Annotated in this window: 21 protein-coding genes; 5 read left to right on the forward strand and 16 right to left on the reverse strand. The window is 45.5% G+C overall.

All coding sequences use genetic code 11. The features are described from left to right. Positions 1-7: 7 nt before the first annotated feature. Genes mdh through pcrA form a run of 9 tightly spaced genes read right to left on the reverse strand, consistent with a single transcriptional unit; the run spans position 8 to position 9,565 of the window. A complete protein-coding gene (gene mdh / locus A7sIIA15_RS05855) occupies positions 8-958 on the reverse strand; it encodes a malate dehydrogenase (protein WP_095686213.1) in 951 nt (316 codons plus the stop codon). Between the two features lie 41 nt (positions 959-999). Further along, positions 1,000-1,221 (reverse strand): hypothetical protein, encoded by a 222-nt coding sequence (locus A7sIIA15_RS05860; RefSeq protein ID WP_095686214.1) that lies wholly within the window; start codon positions 1,219-1,221, stop codon positions 1,000-1,002. Continuing rightward, positions 1,212-2,051 carry a bifunctional methylenetetrahydrofolate dehydrogenase/methenyltetrahydrofolate cyclohydrolase gene (locus A7sIIA15_RS05865; RefSeq protein WP_095686467.1) on the reverse strand — a complete coding sequence of 280 codons (840 nt, stop codon included), beginning with the start codon at positions 2,049-2,051 and terminating at the stop codon, positions 1,212-1,214. Before A7sIIA15_RS05865 ends, A7sIIA15_RS05860 begins: the two co-directional genes overlap by 10 nt. A gap of 21 nt (positions 2,052-2,072) precedes the next feature. Continuing rightward, the gene (gene purH / locus A7sIIA15_RS05870; RefSeq protein ID WP_095686215.1) at positions 2,073-3,611 is read right to left on the reverse strand and encodes a bifunctional phosphoribosylaminoimidazolecarboxamide formyltransferase/IMP cyclohydrolase; all 1,539 of its coding nucleotides are present in this window, start codon (positions 3,609-3,611) and stop codon (positions 2,073-2,075) included. After that, positions 3,604-4,167, reverse strand: coding sequence for a phosphoribosylglycinamide formyltransferase (gene purN / locus A7sIIA15_RS05875; RefSeq protein ID WP_095686216.1), 564 nt, complete (start codon positions 4,165-4,167; stop codon positions 3,604-3,606). The genes purH and purN overlap by 8 nt, the downstream gene beginning before the upstream one ends. Then, positions 4,167-5,243, reverse strand: a complete 1,077-nt coding sequence (locus tag A7sIIA15_RS05880) for a cell division protein PerM (RefSeq protein ID WP_095686217.1) — start codon at positions 5,241-5,243, stop codon at positions 4,167-4,169. Before A7sIIA15_RS05880 ends, purN begins: the two co-directional genes overlap by 1 nt. Positions 5,244-5,247: 4 nt before the next feature. Next, entirely contained in the window at positions 5,248-6,129 is an 882-nt protein-coding gene (sucD, locus tag A7sIIA15_RS05885) for a succinate--CoA ligase subunit alpha (protein ID WP_095686218.1), read from the reverse strand. Beyond that, on the reverse strand, positions 6,130-7,293 hold the full coding sequence (sucC, locus tag A7sIIA15_RS05890) for an ADP-forming succinate--CoA ligase subunit beta (RefSeq protein WP_095686219.1): 1,164 nt from the start codon (positions 7,291-7,293) through the stop codon (positions 6,130-6,132). It lies immediately after the preceding gene. Positions 7,294-7,324: 31 nt separating this feature from the next. Further along, positions 7,325-9,565: a DNA helicase PcrA gene (pcrA, locus tag A7sIIA15_RS05895; RefSeq protein ID WP_095686220.1), complete on the reverse strand. Its 2,241-nt coding sequence runs from the start codon at positions 9,563-9,565 to the stop codon at positions 7,325-7,327. 27 nt (positions 9,566-9,592) lie between these two features. Between pcrA and A7sIIA15_RS05900 the strand changes: the two genes are divergently transcribed. Next, positions 9,593-10,318 carry a PIG-L deacetylase family protein gene (locus tag A7sIIA15_RS05900; RefSeq protein WP_095686221.1) on the forward strand — a complete coding sequence of 242 codons (726 nt, stop codon included), beginning with the start codon at positions 9,593-9,595 and terminating at the stop codon, positions 10,316-10,318. Here A7sIIA15_RS05900 and A7sIIA15_RS05905 read toward each other — a convergent pair whose 3' ends face one another. The 5 genes from A7sIIA15_RS05905 to A7sIIA15_RS05925 are packed head-to-tail and all read right to left on the reverse strand — an operon-like array spanning position 10,319 to position 15,183. After that, positions 10,319-11,008, reverse strand: a complete 690-nt coding sequence (locus A7sIIA15_RS05905; protein ID WP_223298245.1) for a peptidylprolyl isomerase — start codon at positions 11,006-11,008, stop codon at positions 10,319-10,321. It abuts the gene before it with no gap. Then, entirely contained in the window at positions 10,999-12,549 is a 1,551-nt protein-coding gene (gene guaA / locus A7sIIA15_RS05910) for a glutamine-hydrolyzing GMP synthase (RefSeq protein WP_095686222.1), read from the reverse strand. The genes A7sIIA15_RS05905 and guaA overlap by 10 nt, the downstream gene beginning before the upstream one ends. Further along, positions 12,542-13,654: a GuaB3 family IMP dehydrogenase-related protein gene (locus A7sIIA15_RS05915; protein WP_095686223.1), complete on the reverse strand. Its 1,113-nt coding sequence runs from the start codon at positions 13,652-13,654 to the stop codon at positions 12,542-12,544. The genes guaA and A7sIIA15_RS05915 overlap by 8 nt, the downstream gene beginning before the upstream one ends. Next, on the reverse strand, positions 13,654-14,769 hold the full coding sequence (gene guaB / locus A7sIIA15_RS05920; RefSeq protein WP_095686224.1) for an IMP dehydrogenase: 1,116 nt from the start codon (positions 14,767-14,769) through the stop codon (positions 13,654-13,656). Before guaB ends, A7sIIA15_RS05915 begins: the two co-directional genes overlap by 1 nt. Before the next feature lie 27 nt (positions 14,770-14,796). Then, positions 14,797-15,183 (reverse strand): hypothetical protein, encoded by a 387-nt coding sequence (locus A7sIIA15_RS05925; RefSeq protein ID WP_095686225.1) that lies wholly within the window; start codon positions 15,181-15,183, stop codon positions 14,797-14,799. Between A7sIIA15_RS05925 and A7sIIA15_RS05930 the strand changes: the two genes are divergently transcribed. The 4 genes from A7sIIA15_RS05930 to A7sIIA15_RS05945 are packed head-to-tail and all read left to right on the forward strand — an operon-like array spanning position 15,182 to position 18,309. Then, complete coding sequence (locus A7sIIA15_RS05930) at positions 15,182-15,670, forward strand: diguanylate cyclase domain-containing protein (RefSeq protein WP_190279122.1); 489 nt, start codon at positions 15,182-15,184, stop codon at positions 15,668-15,670. The two genes, A7sIIA15_RS05925 and A7sIIA15_RS05930, sit on opposite strands and share 2 nt — an antisense overlap. Positions 15,671-15,716: 46 nt before the next feature. After that, positions 15,717-16,757, forward strand: a complete 1,041-nt coding sequence (locus A7sIIA15_RS05935) for a TadA family conjugal transfer-associated ATPase (RefSeq protein WP_095686227.1) — start codon at positions 15,717-15,719, stop codon at positions 16,755-16,757. Next, complete coding sequence (locus A7sIIA15_RS05940; protein ID WP_095686228.1) at positions 16,754-17,503, forward strand: type II secretion system F family protein; 750 nt, start codon at positions 16,754-16,756, stop codon at positions 17,501-17,503. The genes A7sIIA15_RS05935 and A7sIIA15_RS05940 overlap by 4 nt, the downstream gene beginning before the upstream one ends. Then, positions 17,500-18,309 carry a type II secretion system F family protein gene (locus tag A7sIIA15_RS05945; protein ID WP_190279123.1) on the forward strand — a complete coding sequence of 270 codons (810 nt, stop codon included), beginning with the start codon at positions 17,500-17,502 and terminating at the stop codon, positions 18,307-18,309. The genes A7sIIA15_RS05940 and A7sIIA15_RS05945 overlap by 4 nt, the downstream gene beginning before the upstream one ends. Here A7sIIA15_RS05945 and A7sIIA15_RS05950 read toward each other — a convergent pair. Next, the gene (locus A7sIIA15_RS05950) at positions 18,306-18,656 is read right to left on the reverse strand and encodes a WhiB family transcriptional regulator (RefSeq protein WP_095658056.1); all 351 of its coding nucleotides are present in this window, start codon (positions 18,654-18,656) and stop codon (positions 18,306-18,308) included. The genes A7sIIA15_RS05945 and A7sIIA15_RS05950 overlap by 4 nt on opposite strands. A 114-nt stretch (positions 18,657-18,770) precedes the next feature. After that, positions 18,771-18,929, reverse strand: coding sequence for a hypothetical protein (locus A7sIIA15_RS07110; protein ID WP_190279124.1), 159 nt, complete (start codon positions 18,927-18,929; stop codon positions 18,771-18,773). Positions 18,930-18,948: the final 19 nt, after the last annotated feature.

An 18,948-nucleotide genomic window follows, 5' to 3' on the forward strand; every position in this document is an offset into this window, starting at 1 on the left:
CGCTCCCTTAGAGTGTTTGTACGTCTGCTTGTTTTGCACGAACCGCTTCAGCTGCTGCCTTGAGGGCTTCAACTTCAGAATCGGTCAACTTACTTTCAACAACTTTCTTGATTCCACTACGGCCAATCTCTGCTTCAACGCCTAGATAGACACCAGAAATTCCATATTCGCCATCAACCCATGCACACACTGGCATTACCGCACCAGAATCTTCAATAACAGCTTTTGCCATTCTGGCAGCTGCTGCAGATGGTGCGTAGTAGGCAGATCCTGTCTTAAGAAGTGCAACAACTTCAGCGCCACCATTGCGTGTGCGATCAACTAATTCATCAATTTCAACTTGTGATAGCAAATCACTTAGGGCCTTGCCATCTACTGTGCAACGACTTGGAACTGGAACCATCGTGTCACCGTGTGAACCTAGAGTGAGAGTCTTAACTGAACCAACTTTAACGCCCAGCTTTTCGGCAACAAAGTTAGTAAAGCGGGCAGTATCGAGCATTCCTGCTTGGCCCATAACGCGATTCTTTGAAAACTTAGTTGCAAGCTGAGCAAGGGCAGTCATTTCATCGAGTGGATTTGAAACCACAATGATTACTGCATTAGGAGAATGCTTAGCAATGTTTTCGGCCACTCCGCGAACGATTCCCGCGTTAACACCGATGAGATCCATACGGCTCATGCCGGGCTTGCGTGGAAGTCCTGCAGTAATGACAACTACATCAGAGTTAGCTGTTGCTTCATAACCAGCACCGTCAGGTGATGTTGTTGCGCCAATAATTTTTGTCTCAAAACCTTCAATTGAACGAGACTGGTTCATATCAAGGGCTAGACCTTCAGGCTTACCTTCAAGAATGTCAGTTAAAACGACGGTGTCGAAGATGTTGTACTCGGCTAAACGAAGCGCAGTTGTTGAACCATAAAAACCTGCACCGACTACTGTGACTTTTCCGCCCATGGCGTACTCCTTATGTTCGCTCAATACGCCCAACTCTACCCTCAGCGAGGAAGTGCAATTGCCAGAGCAAATAGGGCTATAGCTATTAGTAGTGGGAAATAAAACTCGAATTTACGTTGATTCCGAGCCTTTATGGCCATCCCTGCGGTTCCAGCAGCGATGAAAAGTGACGCACCTCGCACTACTCCAAATATGCCTAATGCAATCCCAATCAGGATTGCGACATTGCTAGCAAGAGTTAAGAGACGATCATTTATCCGCATGCATCAACAACATTCTTAACTAACATCGCGCGCGTCATTGGTCCAACTCCACCTGGCATTGGCGCAACCCATGAAGCCACATCCATCACAGATGGATCAACATCACCAAGCAAGCCTTTATCAGTGCGAGAAATACCAACATCAATTACTACAGCGCCCGGCTTTATCATTGAAGCTTTCAAGAAATGTGCTTGTCCAATTGCAGCGACAATGATGTCGGCGTTCTTGGTATGCATTGTTAAATCTTTAGTTCCAGTGTGTGTCAAAGTTACAGTCGCATTTTCTTGTTTGCGAGTGAGCAATAATCCAAGAGGTCGGCCAACAGTTAATCCACGTCCAATGACAGTTACTTCGGCGCCTTTGGTACTAATTCCATAGTGAGTTAAGAGTTCAACAATTCCATGAGGTGTGCAAGGTAGCGGTGCGTCATAACCTGAAACTAAGCGGCCTAAGTTCATTGGGTGCAAACCATCAGCATCCTTTGATGGATCAATTGCTTCTAGGACTCTTTGAGTGTTAATTCCCTTAGGCAATGGAAGCTGCACGATGTAGCCGGTGCATTCTTTAGATGAATTCAAATCTTTAATCGCCGCCATAACATCGGCTTCACTTGCGCTATCTGGAAGATCCACGCGAATTGAGTTAATACCAATTTCATGGCAGTCGCGGTGTTTTCCACCAACGTATGAATGTGATCCTGGATCATCACCCACAAGGACTGTTCCAAGACCTGGAGTGATTCCGCGTGATTTAAGTTCAGTAACGCGGATAGCTAATTCGCCTTTGATTTTTGAAGCTAATGCTTTTCCATCCAGAATTTGTGCGCTCATAGCGCTCATCCTAATAGCCGTTTAGGCGTGAGAGAAATGCCGTACGCCTGTGAAGAACATCGCAATACCAGCCTTTTTTGCTGCTGCAATCACCTCTTCATCACGCACGCTTCCACCTGGTTGCACTATTGCAACCACTCCAGCATCGATCAAGATCTGTAACCCATCAGCAAATGGGAAGAAAGCATCACTTGCAGCAACAGAGCCTTTTACTCGCTCGCCTGCTCTATCAACAGCTAATTTCGCAGAATCAACCCGGTTTACTTGACCCATACCAATTCCAACTGAAGAAGTCATTTTTGCTAACAAAATCGCATTGCTTTTAACACTTCTCACACTTCGCCATGCAAACTCGAGATCTTTCATAGTTTGTTCATCAACTGGTCCACCACTAACTTGCTTCCAATTACTTGGTGAATCTCCTGGTGCATCAATCAAATCAGTCTCTTGAAGAAGAACTCCCCCTAATACAGGGCGCAGTTCAAGTGGAGCAATTTCAGGAACTGCACACTTTAGAATTCGAATTGAAGGCTTTTTCATGAGAAGCTCTAATGCATCTTCATCATAATCAGGAGCAATTAATACTTCGGTGAAAATATCTGAAAGTGGTGTTGCCATTGCAAGATCCACTTTACGATTCGCAGCTACTACCCCACCATAGGCAGAAACTGGATCACAATCATGGGCATGCTGGTAAGCAACTGCAACTCCAAGTGCACACACTGCAATCCCACAAGGGTTTGCATGTTTCATAATTGCAACTGCTGGGTCGCGATGATCGAGAACGGCCCTCCATGCAGATTCTGCATCGGTGTAGTTGTTAAATGACATCTCTTTTCCATGTAGTTGAACTGCATTCACAATTCCAACAGGGCCACCTGAATAAATCGCTGCGCTTTGATGAGGATTCTCCCCATAACGCAAAACATTCTCACGATGCCAAATCCGTCCAAACCATTCGGGCAGTTCATCGCTTTGACCCAGCCAATTGGCAATCGTTAAATCGTATTCAGCTGTAGTTCTAAAAACCTCTAGTGCTAACTCTTTACGCTCTGATTGTGTGAATCCCCCGGCTTTAATTGCAGAGAGCAACTGGTCATATTGTGTAGGCCTGCAAATAACAGCAACAGAACCATGGTTTTTAGCAGCCCCTCGCAGCATGGAGGGACCACCAATATCAATTTGTTCTATGCATTCTGCAAAGTCTGCCCCTGATGCGATGGTGGCAGCGAATGGATAAAGATTGATAATTACTAAATCAAAAGGTTCGATATCTAAATCTTTAATTGCCGCTAAATGCTCTGGGTTATTTTGATCCGCCAAAATTCCTGAGTGCACGCGTGGATGCAGGGTCTTTACTCGCCCACCCATAATCTCTGGAAAACCCGTGTATGCACTTACTTCTGTCACTGTAATACCGGCAGCTTGTAATGTTTTTGCAGTTGATCCAGTTGAAAGAATTTCAACCCCAGCACCACTGAGAGCATTTCCTATTTCAAGCAAGCGCTCTTTGTCATAGACACTTACCAGTGCTCTACGAATAGATTTGCGATCAGACATTGCGCTCCAAAGTTGGAAGAATCAGGGCGATGGTCGCAACAATGAGACCGCGTTCAACTTTCTTAATTCTCTCATGAAGTGTGGCCTCATCATCTCCTGGCAGCACTGGTACTTCCATCTGAGTAATGATTGGGCCTGTATCAACGCCATCATCAACCCAGTGGACCGTTGTGCCAGTAACTAGAACTCCAGCAGCCAGGGCATCACGGACGGCATGGGCACCAGGAAACTGTGGCAGTAAGGCGGGATGAGAATTAATAGTTGGAAAGCGATTCACAAAATCTGCAGGCAAAATTCGCATAAAGCCTGCGCTCACAACGAGATCAGCAGATAGTGAAACTACTGTTTGAATGATTCCTTGGTTCCACTCATCGCGTGAATTCTTCATAGGTATGACAAAGGTCTGGATGTTAGCTTCCTTTGCCCGTGTTAGAGCGTGTGCATCAGGGTTATCACTAATGAGTGCAACAATTTCAATATCAAGTTCTTCTGCATCAATTATTGCTTGGGCAAGAGAGCCTGAACCTGAAGCCAACAACACAACACGAGCAGCCATTAGCGCCTTCCAAGACGAGGCAAATACAGGGCCAGAAATGCACCCAGGGATAGTTCAGCTACCAATGTCAGTGTGAATTTCCAAGGTGAAACTCCAACAGCAGACATCGCATCAGTTAAAAGAGCTCCGCTTCCTGCAATTCCAATTACTACACACATAAGCGCGCTAACAACCAAACTCTGAACCAAGATTTTCATATTCAAATCAATAGTCCAACTAGCAAGTAAGGCTCCTGTCAGAATAACTAGAACAATTCCAAAGAGAGCAAAGAGTGACTTACCCGTTGGCAACGCACCGAGCAATGGAAAAGCTGGAATTGAATTAAGGTCAAATCTCCACGGCGCAACCATTGTTCCTGAACCAACGGCAAAACCAGCACCGGAGAAATAGCCCAAGGTTGCAACCACTGCATTTGGAATATAGAGAATGTTAAGTAGGAGTAGCAGCAACCCACCTAATATTCCAGGCTCTAGAACTGTCGTTAAGTTCTTAACGGTTGAGAGATGAGTGAATATTGAAATTCCTAGAATAATTGAAGAAATGCCGAGCAATAGCGCTAAAGCTCTTGAACCATATAAAACTGCCTGACCAAAAACCAAACGGCGCCCAACTGTTGCTGCAGTAACGAGTACTAGTGGGAAGACAAAGATCGGCGCTAAATACCAAACTGGCTTAATAGATTGTGTTGATGAGAAATAAGAAAGAAGCATTGCGGCAACGCTGTACTCAATGGCAAAAAGAAGTCGAGCCAATGGCAGTAATGACGTGTCGTTATCTAGGCGATCGATGACACGATTAATTCCACTTCGGATTGCAAAAATTGGCAATATAACTGCGCCTAATGGCAAGTAGGAGAGATATCCAGCGATATTTGCTGGTGGTAGAGCTAGAGAAAACGGTACTTGATGCGCACCTAGCCAAATCCATAGCGCTGCACGCAGCGGATCTCCCGTATTTCCAGTTGCACTTCCAGCAGTTGCCCAAGCAAGGAGTGCTATGAAAGAAATTGGGAATAGAACAAAGGCAATGCTGCGCGCGACTTGGACCATAGTGGTTCCAAGTACGCGGCCAAACATGGTCTTAGCGGCCTAGGATCGCGCGCAATAAACGCGCGGTTTCACTTGGAGTTTGACCAACTTTCACACCAGCTGCTTCAAGAGCATCTTTCTTTCCTTGAGCAGTTCCTGAAGAACCAGAAACAATGGCACCAGCATGACCCATTGTCTTTCCTTCAGGTGCTGTAAAGCCTGCAACATAACCAACTACTGGCTTAGTCACATACTCGGCGATAAATGCAGCTGCGCGCTCTTCTGCATCGCCACCAATTTCACCAATCATCACAATTGCTTTGGTATCAGGGTCATCTTGGAATGCACGAAGGCAATCAATATGTGTAGTTCCAATAACTGGATCTCCACCAATACCTACTGCTGTACTAAAACCGATATCTCGAAGCTCATACATCATTTGGTAAGTAAGAGTTCCTGATTTAGAAACCAAACCAATCGGTCCAGCACCAGTGATATCTGCCGGAATAATTCCAATGTTGGATTTTCCTGGGCTAATCAAACCTGGGCAGTTAGGACCAACAATACGAGTTGTGCCCTTAGTTAGTGAATAGGCATAGAAACTTGCAGAGTCATGAACTGGAATTCCTTCAGTAATCACAACTACTAAAGGCATAGCAGCATCAATGGCATCAATGACTGCAGCTTTAGCAAACTTAGGTGGAACGAAAACTACTGATGCATTAGCACCAGTTGCACTCATTGCTTCGGCAACGGTATTAAAGACTGGAAGTTGGTGGCCATCAATATCGACTACCTGTCCACCTTTGCCAGGTGTAACTCCACCAACAATCTTTGTGCCAGAGGCCAACATACGACGGGTGTGCTTGGTTCCTTCAGAACCAGTCATTCCCTGGACAATTACCTTGGTGTTCTCATTTAAGAAGATAGACATTTACTTTGCCGCCAATTCTGCAGCACGATCAGCTGCGCCATCCATTGTGTCTAGCTGCTGCACCAATGGGTGTGCTGCTTTATTCAAAATTGCTCGGCCTTCCATAACGTTATTGCCATCAAGGCGAACAACGATTGGTTTAGTTGCCTTTGAGCCAAGTAATTCAAGGGCTTGAACGATTCCTGTTGCCACGGCATCGCATGCAGTGATTCCACCGAATACGTTAACAAAAACGCTCTTCACATCTTTATCACCCAAAATAATTGAAAGACCGTCGGCCATCACTTGAGCCGATGCGCCTCCACCAATATCGAGGAAGTTCGCAGGGCGGACTCCACCATGCTTTTCTCCAGCATAAGCAACAACATCTAATGTGCTCATTACTAGACCAGCACCATTACCAATAATTCCGACTTCGCCTTCTAGTTTGACGTAGTTAAGACCCTTTTCCTTAGCTGCAGCTTCTAGTGGATTCTCAGCAGCTTGATCTATGAGTGCTTCATGATCTGGTTGACGAAAATCTGCATTGTCATCAAGAGTTACTTTGCCATCGAGTGCAATAACTTTGCCATCTTTAGTTTTAACCAGTGGGTTAACTTCAACCAAAGTTGCATCTTCTGACTGGAAGACTTCCCACAATTTCACAAGGACGCTGGCAACTTGATCAGCAACATCTGCTGGGAAATTAGCTGCACTAATAATCTCTTTAGCCTTAGCTGCGCTAATTCCATCAACTGCAGATACTGGAATCTTTGCAAGCTTTTCAGGAGCAGTGTGAGCTACTTCTTCAATATCCATTCCGCCAGATACTGATGCCATAACAAGAAATGTGCGGTTAGAGCGATCTAGCAAAATTGCTAAGTAGTATTCAGATTCAATCGGTGCAGCTGCAGCAATCATTACTGTGCGAACGATGTGACCCTTGATATCCATTCCAAGAATTGCACCGGCTTTTTCACGAGCATCTGCTGGATTTTCTGCAAGCTTTACTCCGCCTGCTTTTCCTCGGCCACCAACTTTTACTTGAGCCTTAACAACTACTTTGCCACCAATCTTTGTTGCCACAACCTGTGCCTCATCGGCAGTAGTTGCAATTGCAGCTGCCAAGACAGGTACGCCATGTTTTTCAAAGAGATCGCGAGCTTGATATTCAAAGAGATCCACTGGTGCTCCACATTCTAATTAGGCCCTAATCCTAGAGCTTCTCGACGGGTGCATAGCGCAGTAGTAATCGCTTCTCTCCGTACTGACCGAAGTTAATTGTGGCTTCAGCCTTTTCTGCCTCCCCGGCAACTGCAACTACAGAGCCCAAACCAAATGTGTCATGTGACACACGATCACCAATTTGAAGCTCCATTACTGAAATCTTCTTACCTGTTGCTCGTGGTGGTGGCGCTGATGCCACACGAGATTTACGAACTAGTGACGGTGTTAGAGATGCACCACCTTGATTGCGCCACTCAATAACATCTTCAGGAATCTCATCAAGAAAGCGTGATGGTGGATTGTAATTTGGTGCACCCCAAGTTGAGCGATATTCAGCACGTGAAATATATAAACGTTGACGTGCACGAGTGAGGCCAACGTAGGCAAGTCGGCGCTCTTCTTCAATTTCATCTTTTTCACCAAGAGTGCGCGAATGAGGAAAGATTCCATCTTCCATTCCCGTGAGAAAAACAGTTGGGAATTCAAGTCCCTTAGCAGTATGCAAAGTCATCATTGTCACGACACCGCCATGGTCTTCACCTTCTGGAATCTCATCGGCATCAGCTACCAAAGAGACCTTCTCTAGAAAACCAGCTAAGGAGATTTCTTCGTCTTCGCCTAATTCCTCAATTGGTCGCTCTTCATACTCCATTGAAACCGCGACTAATTCTTTTAAGTTTTCAACTCGTACTTCATCTTGTGGATCAACGCTATCGGCTAATTCTTTTAGCAACCCAGATTGTTCAAGAGCAGCTTCAACAATGACTGATGGTCTGGTTTTTGCTTCAACTAAGACATTTAAAGCGCTGATCATTGAGGTGAAATCATTAATCGCTTGCGCAGCACGTGAGGGTAATCCTGGAGCTTCAGAGCAACGAAGCAAACCTTGCCAAAATGAAATGGAGTTCGCGTTTGCAAACGCATCCACATAATCTAAAGATGTATCACCGATGCCTCGTTTAGGGACATTGATAATGCGTCGCAGAGAAATCTCATCTTCTAGGTTGGCCAAGACGCGCAAATAGGCAAGCAAGTCTTTGACTTCTCGGCGCTCATAGAAGCGCAAACCGCCTACGACCTTATAAGGCAGTGCATTACGCATGAATACTTCTTCAAAAACACGGGACTGGGCATTTGTTCTATAGAAAATTGCCGTATCGCCGGGTTGGGATTTTGATTCCTTTTGCAATTGTCGAATTTCATCAGCAATAAAAACTGCTTCATCATGTTCACTCTCGGCCACATAGCCAACAAGAGGTGCACCAGATCCGGCATCGGACCACAAGTTCTTTTCTTTGCGGCTTTCATTGCGAGTAATGACTGCGTTAGCTGCATTTAAAATATTTTGAGTTGACCGATAATTCTGCTCAAGCAAAACTGTGCTGGCATTTGGGTAATCAAGTTCAAACTGCAGGATATTGCGAATGGTTGCACCACGAAAGCCATAAATACTTTGGTCGGCATCTCCCACCACACATAGCTCGGCAAGTGGAATACCTTCGGCTTCTGTGCCAACTAGCTCTTTAACCAATATGTATTGGGCATGATTTGTGTCCTGATACTCATCTACCAATACATGACGAAAGCGTGATCTAAAACGGGCTTTGGCTTCTGGATAACGCTGTAGTACTTCAACTGTTTTTAGAATCAAATCATCGAAATCCATAGCGTTGGCACGCTGTAACCGTTGTTGATAGATCGTATAGACATCAGCAACTACTTGTTCAAATTGGTTGCTGGCTGCATTTATGTAATCTTGTGGCCCAAGAAGTTCATTTTTCGCATTTGAAATCATTGCTTGGAACTGACGGGCTGGGTAACGCTTGGCATCTAAGTTGAGTTCTTTAGCAACAATTGTGACCAGGCGCAGCGAATCTGCTGAATCATAAATAGAGAAAGAGTTGCTATAGCCAAGGCGCATAGCTTCTTGCCGCAAGATGCGAACACAGGCTGAGTGGAAAGTAGAAACCCACATTGATTTTGCAATTGGTCCTACCAATTCAGCAACGCGCTCTTTCATTTCTCCGGCAGCTTTATTGGTGAAGGTGATAGCAAGAATTTGATACGGAGCGACATTTCGCCGTGACATTAAATATGCAATTCGACGCGTTAAAACACGAGTTTTACCGGAACCAGCACCGGCCACAACAAGTAATGGACCACCTGCATGAGTAACTGCTTCTGCTTGCTGAGGGTTGAGCCCAGCTAGCAGCGGATCAGTACTCGTCATGGTGATGAGTCTATTAGGCTAAGCGACATGGAACCCATCGCCGATAGTGAGATCAAGCGAGTCTTGGTCGTTAGTGCCCACCCAGATGATTCAGATTTTGGAGCATCAGGAACCATTGCCCAGTGGGTCAAGAAGGGCATTGAAGTTGCCTATGTCTTTTGCACTAATGGTGATCAAGGTGGCGAAGAGTCTGGTTTCACAAAAGAAGAGATGCCTGCGATTAGACAACGTGAACAACGTGCAGCTGGTGCAGCAATCGGTGTTACCGATATTACTTTTCTTAATTACGTCGATGGTCATCTTGAAGCAACTATTGGTCTTCGAAAAGATTTAGTGCGACAGATACGCAAATCGCAACCAGATCGCATGGTTTGCCAAAGTCCTGAAAGAAACTGGGATCGCATTGGTGCAAGTCACCCGGACCATTTAGCTGCAGGTGAGGCAGCAATTCAAGCGGTGTATCCAGATGCACGAAATCCTTTTGCATTTACAGATTTACTTGATCAAGAAGGTTTACAGCCATGGCGAGTAAAAGAAGTGTGGGTAAGTGCCTATGCAAACCCAGATCACTTTGTAGACATCACTGATACTTTTGATTTGAAGATAAAGGCGTTACAAGCACATGCATCTCAAACCGCTCATAACCCAGAATTAGAGAATATGGTCCGCGAGTGGGGTCAGCGTAATGCTGGACTTGGTGGATTGCCTGAAGGTCGTATTGCTGAAGCTTTTAAAATAGTTAACACGAATTAATTATTTAACGCTAACTTTTCTTATTTCCACAGTTTGGATTGGAAAACCATCGTTGGCGTAGTAAGGCTTATTGTCGCTGGCATTAAGTTTGTAGGCACCGACAGCGCCAATTTTCTTCACTAAATCCAACCCCTTGGTTACCTTGCCCCAGATTGTGTAATTAGGGCCAAGAGTGGTGTCTGCATAAATAATGAAAAACTGTGAACCATTTGTGCCTGGACCAGAGTTAGCCATGGCAACTGTGCCTACTGGATAGTTGTTGGCTTTGTTGGCTGGAAGATTTTCATCTTTATATCCTTTCCAGCCTGTTGGGTTTCCAGAACCAGAAGCGGTTGGATCTCCACATTGCAATACAAATAGACCTTCAGTTGTGAGTCTGTGACAAAACGATAAATCGAAGTATTTTGCTCTTGCAAGTGCTGAGAGCTTAGTAATCGTCAACGGCGCTTTATTTGTGAGCAGTGAAATCACTATTGCTCCGCAATTGGTATCAATAGTCATTGTCTTAGGGAGCGCTTTTGCAACTGACATAGGCTCTTTAACAGTTGCTGGAGCATGGGCCTTAGCAGTTGGTGTCTTACATCCAGGAACTGTTGTTGGCTTCTCTGCTGCTTGAATCGGTGCAATTGAGAATACTGACATTAATGCCACTGCTAAAACTAAAGATAACTTCTTCACATCTATTCCCATTCAATCGTTCCTGGCGGTTTACTTGTCACATCTAACACGACTCTATTCACTTCACGCACTTCGTTAGTTATACGAGTCGAAATCTTCTCTAGAACTTCATATGGTACGCGAGACCAATCAGCAGTCATTGCATCTTCACTAGATACAGGGCGCAAAACTATTGGATGACCATAAGTACGTCCATCCCCCTGCACGCCAACACTTCGAACTTCGGCCAAGAGCACCACTGGGCATTGCCAAATATCGCGGTCAAGTCCAGCGGCCTTTAACTCAAAGCGGGCAATTGCATCTGCTTCGCGCAATAAATCAAGACGCTCTTGCGTTACTTCACCAACTATGCGAATTCCAAGACCTGGGCCAGGAAATGGTTGACGCCAAACAATCTCTTCAGGTAGCCCTAACTCCAACCCCACCTGTCGAACTTCATCTTTAAACAAAGTTCTAAGTGGTTCAACTAAAGTGAATTTCAAGTCATCTGGCAATCCGCCAACATTGTGGTGGGATTTGATGTTGGCAGTTCCGCTGCCGCCACCGGACTCAACTACATCTGGATACAACGTACCCTGCACTAAGAATTCAACATCCCCACCCGCCGCAATATCGCGGGCTGCAGCCTCAAATGATCGAATGAACTCACGGCCAATAATCTTTCGCTTCTCTTCAGGATCAGTTACACCCTTAAGTGCATCCAAAAACTGCTTCTTTGCATCAATAACAACTAACTGAACTCCAGTTGAGGCAACAAAATCTCGCTCTACTTGCTCAGCCTCACCTTTACGCAATAGCCCATGATCAACAAAAACACATGTTAACTGCTTGCCGACTGCTTTTTGGATAATGGCTGCGGCAACCGCTGAATCTACTCCACCAGATAATCCACAGATTACTCTTTTGTCACCAATTACTTGCTTGGCTTTAGCTACTTCAGTCTGTGCAATGTTTCCAGTAGTCCACGTTGCATCGCACTTTGCGGTGTTGATTAACCAATTGCGAAGGATTGCTTGACCATGTTCGCTATGTAAAACTTCTGGGTGAAATTGAACTCCAGCCATTTGCCCTGTTGCATCTTCAAAGGCTGCGATTGGTGTGTCAGCAGTGACAGCACAGATGCTAAATCCAGCAGGAGCAGTTGTTACAGCATCACCATGTGACATCCATACTTTTTGCTGGGCTGGAAGACCGCTAAAAATCTTTGAAGCAGATTGCACGCTAACGTCCGTACGACCGAACTCTGATTTACCAGTCTGACTAACAACTCCACCAAGGGCAGCAGCCATTACTTGAAAGCCATAACAAATTCCGAAAGTTGGAATTCCTAAGCTAAGAATTGCAGCATCAAATTGCGGAGCATTTTCGGCGTAAACACTTGAAGGTCCGCCAGATAAAATAATTGCTGAAGGATTCTTCTCACGAACTTGCGCTGCAGTAATTGTTGAAGGGACAATTTCACTATAGACATGAGCTTCCCGAACACGGCGTGCAATCAACTGGGCATACTGCGCCCCAAAATCGACTACAAGTACGCCGCGATCATTAGGCACGGTGAATAAGTACCTCTACGCGCTGGAACTCCTTCACATCTGAATAACCACATGTAGCCATTGCACGGCGGAGAGCACCAAACAAATTCATTGATCCATCAGAAGTGTGTGATGGTCCAAGCAAAATCTCTTCTAACGTTCCAACAGTTCCAACGTTTACGCGCTCTCCACGTGGGAGAACTTGGTGATGTGCCTCTGATCCCCAGTGCCATCCAAGTCCTGGTGCCTCTGTGGCTTTAGCAAGTGGAGAACCCATCATGACTGCATCCGCACCGCATGCAATTGCCTTAGCGATATCACCGCTGCGACCAACTGCTCCGTCTGCAATCACATGAACATAACGTCCACCTGATTCATCAAGATATTCACGACGTGCAGATGCAACTTCAGCGACAGCCGATGCCATTGGTACTTCAATTCCCAAAACTTTACGCGTTGTGTGTGCTGCTCCGCCACCAAAACCAACTAGGACTCCAGCAGCACCAGCACGCATCAAGTGCAGCGCAGCAGTTGCAGTTGCAACACCGCCGACAATTACTGGAACATCTAGCTCATGAATAAACTTCTTTAAATTCAGCGCTTCATCTTCTGCGGCCACATGTTCTGCGCTCACAGTCGTTCCGCGAATCACGAAAATATCAACACCGGCATCAATAACTGCTTTATGGAGTTCAGCTGTGCGAGCTGGTGAAAGTGATGCTGCAACAGTCACACCAGCATCACGGATTTGTGCGATGCGAGCCTTAATTAGCGCTGGCTTAATTGGCTCGTTATAAATCTCTTGCATGCGCTTAGTTGCATTTTTATCTGGCATTGATGCGATTTCACCCAGCGGAATACGTGGGTCTTCATAGCGAGTCCATAGACCTTCAAGGTTTAGAACACCGAGTCCACCAAGTCGTCCAATTTCAATTGCAGTCTCTGGAGAAACTACAGAGTCCATTGGTGCAGCCATCATGGGCAAAGCAAATTTATAAGCATCAATTTGCCAATTAGTTGAGACATTTTCAGGATCACGCGTGCGGCGACTTGGCACAATTGCTATGTCATCAAATGAATACGCACTTCTTGCACGCTTACCTGGAGCTAACTCAATCTCTTTCACTAGCGGCCTTTCCCTTGATAATTTGGTGCATCAGCAATGTGTGCAACATCGTGAGGATGACTTTCCTGCAGTCCAGCAGCAGTAATTTGAATTAAATGTCCATCACGACGCAAAGTTTCAATATCTGGAGCTCCTGCATAACCCATTCCTGAGCGAAGTCCCCCAACAAGTTGGTGAACTACTTCAGCAACTGTCCCGCGAAAAACAACTTTGCCTTCAATTCCTTCTGGAACAAGTTTGTCTTCAGATAGAACATCATCTTGCATATAGCGATCTTTAGAATATGACTTCTTTTCACCGCGTGATTGCATCGCACCTAAAGATCCCATGCCGCGATATGTCTTGTATTTAACGCCATTTATCTCAACAAGTTCACCTGGTGCTTCTTCGCACCCAGCAAGTAATGAACCTAGCATTACTGCATTTGCACCAGCTACTAAAGCTTTAACAATGTCACCTGAATATTGAAGCCCGCCATCAGCGATTAAAGGAATGCCAGCTTTATTACATGCTTTTGACGCTTCCATAATTGCTGTAATTTGCGGAACACCAACTCCGGCAACTACACGTGTAGTGCAAATAGAACCTGGGCCCACGCCAACCTTTACTGCATCTGCTCCTGCATTAATGAGGGCTTGCGCACCTGCGCGAGTTGCAACATTGCCGCCGATAATTTCAGTTGTTGGCGAAAACTTTTTAATGCGCGAAATTGCATCAAGTACTGCGCGGTGGTGACCGTGTGCAGTATCAACAACCACAACATCAACACCTGCCTCAATGAGTGCCTTGGCACGAGCAAATCCATCGTCGCCAACACCAACGGCAGCTCCTGCAAGTCCGACGTTTTTTACTAACTTCACGTGCGTTACTTGTTCATCAATTGGAAGATTGCGGTGAATGATTCCAATTCCGCCAGCTTTTGCCATCGCAATTGCCATCGCAGATTCGGTCACCGTATCCATTGCTGAAGAAACTAATGGAACAGCGATTGTGATGTTTCTAGTTAAACGTGTAGATGTATCAACTTCAGATGGCACAACTTCAGATGCATCTGGCAAGAGAAGGACATCGTCATAAGTCAGGCCGAGCATCGCGACTTTATCGTTCTCGCTCATATGCCCTCCCGCCTTAGGTGAGTGTCCTTAAGAAGTCGGGAGTCTATCGGGAATAGCCCGTAAGACAGAAACCACCGTTACAACGGCCAGAATAAAGAGAGGAATTGCGACTATGTAGAGGCCTGCGTCAAATTGATATTTAGAAACACCAATTGCAATCAAATTTGCCAGAAAAGCTGGGGCACGGCCAAAGTATTTTCCCCTGCGATAACCAGCTGCTGCTGCAAACAATCCTCCAGATCCAAGAGCAATAAAAATTAACTCTCCCAGAAGTGGGCGGATTTCAACACTATCTGCATTTATAGTCAAAACAATGAGCCATACACCTAGTGATGCAATCACAGCTGATTCAAAAATCAATAGGGCTGCCACTAGTGCGCGAGCCTTGGCTGCTTTGGCAGGATCTTGTGTCATGGAAGAGAGATTAACTTATCGTGGCCACGAAAACACTCTTTTCTCACACGATGGGATACATGATTCTCAAACGCATCTTGCTGCTCCCACGTACTTCTACGAACAACTCAAACAAGAGATTGCCCTTAGCGACCGTACAGGAGAAATGTTTTCCTTGATACGAGTAATTTTCAATCGATCTAATAACGAGGGTGAATCTGTGGAGGCAAAAATAGGCGCAGCCGACATCTTGTACTTTTCAGAAGCCCTAAAAGATCTCACCCGAAAACAGGACTGTGTTGCCAGAGTGGGAGTTAATGAATGCGTAATCTTGGTGCGTGCCAGGGCAAGCAATGTTGAGGCACTCCTTAGCAGACTTTTACACTCGCATAAATTGACTGTGGAAAACACCTTACAGATCTCATGTGCAACAGTTGAATTTGCTCCCGGAGAAAAAGCTCTCACCATTCTCAACCGTCTAGATGCTATGAGTTTATCCACTCGCTAATTAGCATCTGAATAAGAATGTCAGCGGTCCTCATACATTCGCACACATGGACCTAGACCTAAACATTACTTTTGGAGCGATAGCTCCCTATATGAGTGACCCAACAATTGAAGAAGTTTGGATTAACTCACCTGAGCGCATTTTCATTGCACGTGCTGGTAAAAGCGAACTCACAAACTTGCTGTTAACTGCTGATGAAGTGCGAAACATCGTGGAGCGAGCTCTGATGTGGGGCGGTCGTCGTCTTGATCTCTCACATCCTTTTGTTGATGCTCGCCTGCCAGATGGCAGCCGTTTACACGTCGCAATCCCAGAAATCACTGCACAGCATTGGGCAGTAAATATTCGCAAACACCTTATGAGAAATATGAGTGTTGAAGATCTTATAAATCTAGGAGTGATGAGTCCTTTAATTGGAACTGCGCTTATAAATTCAGTGCGTGCAGGCCTTAACATTCTTGTTAGTGGCGGCACCCAAGCTGGTAAAACGACCTTGCTTAATGCTTTGGCTGGGGCTATTCCACGTAGTGAGCGATTAGTAACAATTGAAGAAGTTTTTGAACTCTCTCCTCAACTACCCGATGTTGTGCAAATGCAAACACGAAGTGCAAACTTGCAAGGCGAAGGAGAAATTCCTCTACGTCGCCTGATTAAAGAGTCACTTCGAATGAGGCCATCACGCATAATTGTTGGCGAAGTTCGTGAAGCTGAAGCTTTAGACCTACTCATAGCGCTTAATTCAGGTCTGCCAGGCATGGGCACATTGCATGCGAATTCACCTCGGGATGCAGTTATCAAACTCCAGACACTTCCATTACTGGCTGGCGAAAACATCTCACATAAATTTATTGCTCCAACCGTTGCATCAGCAATTGACCTCATCGTTCATGTCTCTCTAGATTCAGACGGAGTTAGAAGAGTTAAGGAAGTTGCCTCACTCACAGGCCGATACGAAAATGATCGCGCCGAAATAGAGACTCTGTGGCAGTGGAATGGAACTGAGTATGAAAGAGGAATTGGCAGTTTGCCTCATCCTGAAAAATTCGCAGTTATCGGACTCCCCTTAACGAATTGGTTCCGGCCATGAAAAACAGTATTCGTGTTTTTATCTCAGCTTGTGTGACTACTGGGCTAATCCTTCTTATTACATCTTCTTTTTCGATTGCAATAGCTTTTGGGGCTCTCGTGGCTGGAGCGGTCTTTGTAACTCTAAAGAATAAGAGTGCTCACAGCGAATCACATCTCATCGCTGCCTGGCCAGAAGTAATTGACCACCTTATGTCAGGGATTCAATCTGGTTTATCACTCTCAGAATCCCTCGTTGGTTTAGCTACTCGAGGACCTGAAATTCTGCGCCCAGCCTTTGCCGAGTTTAGAGACTCCCTCTTTCGTCATGCTGATCTAGAACTAGCGTTACAAGAGCTGAAATCACTTTTTCATCATCACGGAAGCGATCAGATATTTGAGGCTTTACTCATTTCTAAAGCACTTGGTGGAAGCGAACTCATGTCCATTCTTAGAACCTTAGGAGACTTTCTCCGTCAAGATTTAGCATTACGCCGTGAAATCGAAGTCAAACATGGATGGATTAAAAACTCTGCGCATATTTCAGCAATAGCACCTTGGATTTTATTGCTTATGCTCTCAACACAACCCAGCACTGCGCTTGCTTTTTCAACGCCAACTGGTGGAATGATTTTAGTAGCGGGTTTAGTAATGACTGCGATTGCATATCTATGGATGAACCGCCTTGGGCGACTTCCTCAAACTCCAAGAGTGTTCACGCATCATGCAACTTTAAGGAATTCAATAAGTCAGCGAGTAATTCGATGATTCAGATACTTCTCGTGTCCATGCTCTTTGCCATTCCTGGAGCCCTACTAATTGCCTTTAACGATATTGGTCCACTTTTGGAATTGGAATCAAGGAGTCGCAAAGCAGCTATAAGTAGTAGAGATCGAACCAACATTCATGCTCGATTAGAAGAGTTGGGTCGACGAAGTGAGCGCGACTATCAAAACTTCCGGATTCGCCAGTTTGGATACTGCTGCTCAGGAGCTGCTTTAGCGATGGTTCTATTCCTTATGGCAGGCAAATCACCATTATCTGCCTTTGTCTTCTCCGCTATTTTCGGTGTCATTGTTCTTGTAGTCATTGATCGCGAACTAACTTCACAGATAAAGAAACACCGCGTGGCAATCGAGGCAGAATTTCCTGCAATTATCGAAATGATGACACTTGCAATAGCAGCCGGTGAAACTCCCATGCAGGCGATGTTACGAATTGCTGATTCAGCGCAAGGAGAGCTATCTCGAGAATTTGCAGTTGTAATTGATGAAATTCGTGCAGGCCAGCCACTTCATGTGGCACTTGATTCAATGGGACGCAGAGTGAAGTCTGTGATGATTCGACGCTTTGTTGATGCCGTAATTACTGCAACCTTGCGCGGAGCTCCACTTATTGAAGTTCTTTCACGTCATGCTGTTGAGGCTAGAGGCAATCAGAGAAATCGAGTTTTGAGTGCGGCAGGAAAGGCTGAAATCTCCATGATGATTCCAGTTGTCTTCCTTATCCTGCCGATCTCAATTCTCTTTGCCTTGTGGCCATCACTAACAAATTTGAATCTGTTCGCAAGTTAAGCAGCTTCTTCCTCACGTGCAGCAACTTCGCTCAGTGATGGTCGTCCAGCTTTGCGCTTCTTGGCAATCACTCGACCATCTTCAAATAGTTCTCCGCCCCATACACCCGCAGGTTCTGCACGTGATATCGCACCTTCAAGACATTGTGCGCGCACAGGACATCCACCGCAGAGGGACTTGGCTTCTGCGATAGCAAGATCTGCTTCAGAGAAGAAGAGTTCTGGATCTGCTGTATGGCATGGCAAATTAAATGATGAACCATCGGAATAGGTGCCCGTTACTGCATCTAAACCAATCTTTTCATCTGCCCAGCCTGGTACTAGTAGTTCACTGAAGAGAACGCTCATAGTTCTCACCTCTTCTTCCTGTTAGGTCTTGCTGTGGTTTCTTTTGTTGGGGAAATAAAAAAGGCCCGAATCCTTGTGGATTCGAGGCCTTTGGCTTCTAGTTCTTATTCGATGTTATCGAGTAGAACCACCAGTGGCCTCGTATCCGGCATAAAAGGCTGCGTAAAACGCAGGCTTTGTTGTATGCCAAGCAGCAGGCTTATTGGTTGTATGAGCAGAAGGAATGACAGCAGAACGCGTTGCGTTTGCTGGAACGAATGAGCTGTTAGACATATTCGCTTCCCCTCTATTC

The sequence above is a fragment of the Candidatus Planktophila vernalis genome (assembly GCF_002288185.1).
Classification (GTDB): Bacteria; Actinomycetota; Actinomycetes; order Nanopelagicales; family Nanopelagicaceae; genus Planktophila; species Planktophila vernalis.

Coding starts and splice junctions, on each gene's coding strand:
- A7sIIA15_RS05945 (WP_190279123.1), top strand. CDS start 17,500: ATGATTCAGATACTTCTCGTGTCCATGCTCTTTGCCATTCCTGGAGCC.
- A7sIIA15_RS05905 (WP_223298245.1), bottom strand. CDS start 11,008: ATGGGAATAGATGTGAAGAAGTTATCTTTAGTTTTAGCAGTGGCATTA.
- guaB (WP_095686224.1), bottom strand. CDS start 14,769: ATGAGCGAGAACGATAAAGTCGCGATGCTCGGCCTGACTTATGACGAT.
- sucD (WP_095686218.1), bottom strand. CDS start 6,129: ATGTCTATCTTCTTAAATGAGAACACCAAGGTAATTGTCCAGGGAATG.
- A7sIIA15_RS05880 (WP_095686217.1), bottom strand. CDS start 5,243: ATGTTTGGCCGCGTACTTGGAACCACTATGGTCCAAGTCGCGCGCAGC.
- mdh (WP_095686213.1), bottom strand. CDS start 958: ATGGGCGGAAAAGTCACAGTAGTCGGTGCAGGTTTTTATGGTTCAACA.
- A7sIIA15_RS05900 (WP_095686221.1), top strand. CDS start 9,593: ATGGAACCCATCGCCGATAGTGAGATCAAGCGAGTCTTGGTCGTTAGT.
- A7sIIA15_RS07110 (WP_190279124.1), bottom strand. CDS start 18,929: ATGTCTAACAGCTCATTCGTTCCAGCAAACGCAACGCGTTCTGCTGTC.
- A7sIIA15_RS05865 (WP_095686467.1), bottom strand. CDS start 2,051: ATGAGCGCACAAATTCTGGATGGAAAAGCATTAGCTTCAAAAATCAAA.
- purN (WP_095686216.1), bottom strand. CDS start 4,167: ATGGCTGCTCGTGTTGTGTTGTTGGCTTCAGGTTCAGGCTCTCTTGCC.
- A7sIIA15_RS05860 (WP_095686214.1), bottom strand. CDS start 1,221: ATGCGGATAAATGATCGTCTCTTAACTCTTGCTAGCAATGTCGCAATC.
- A7sIIA15_RS05950 (WP_095658056.1), bottom strand. CDS start 18,656: ATGAGCGTTCTCTTCAGTGAACTACTAGTACCAGGCTGGGCAGATGAA.
- A7sIIA15_RS05940 (WP_095686228.1), top strand. CDS start 16,754: ATGAAAAACAGTATTCGTGTTTTTATCTCAGCTTGTGTGACTACTGGG.
- A7sIIA15_RS05935 (WP_095686227.1), top strand. CDS start 15,717: ATGGACCTAGACCTAAACATTACTTTTGGAGCGATAGCTCCCTATATG.
- purH (WP_095686215.1), bottom strand. CDS start 3,611: ATGTCTGATCGCAAATCTATTCGTAGAGCACTGGTAAGTGTCTATGAC.
- A7sIIA15_RS05930 (WP_190279122.1), top strand. CDS start 15,182: ATGGAAGAGAGATTAACTTATCGTGGCCACGAAAACACTCTTTTCTCA.
- A7sIIA15_RS05925 (WP_095686225.1), bottom strand. CDS start 15,183: ATGACACAAGATCCTGCCAAAGCAGCCAAGGCTCGCGCACTAGTGGCA.
- pcrA (WP_095686220.1), bottom strand. CDS start 9,565: ATGACGAGTACTGATCCGCTGCTAGCTGGGCTCAACCCTCAGCAAGCA.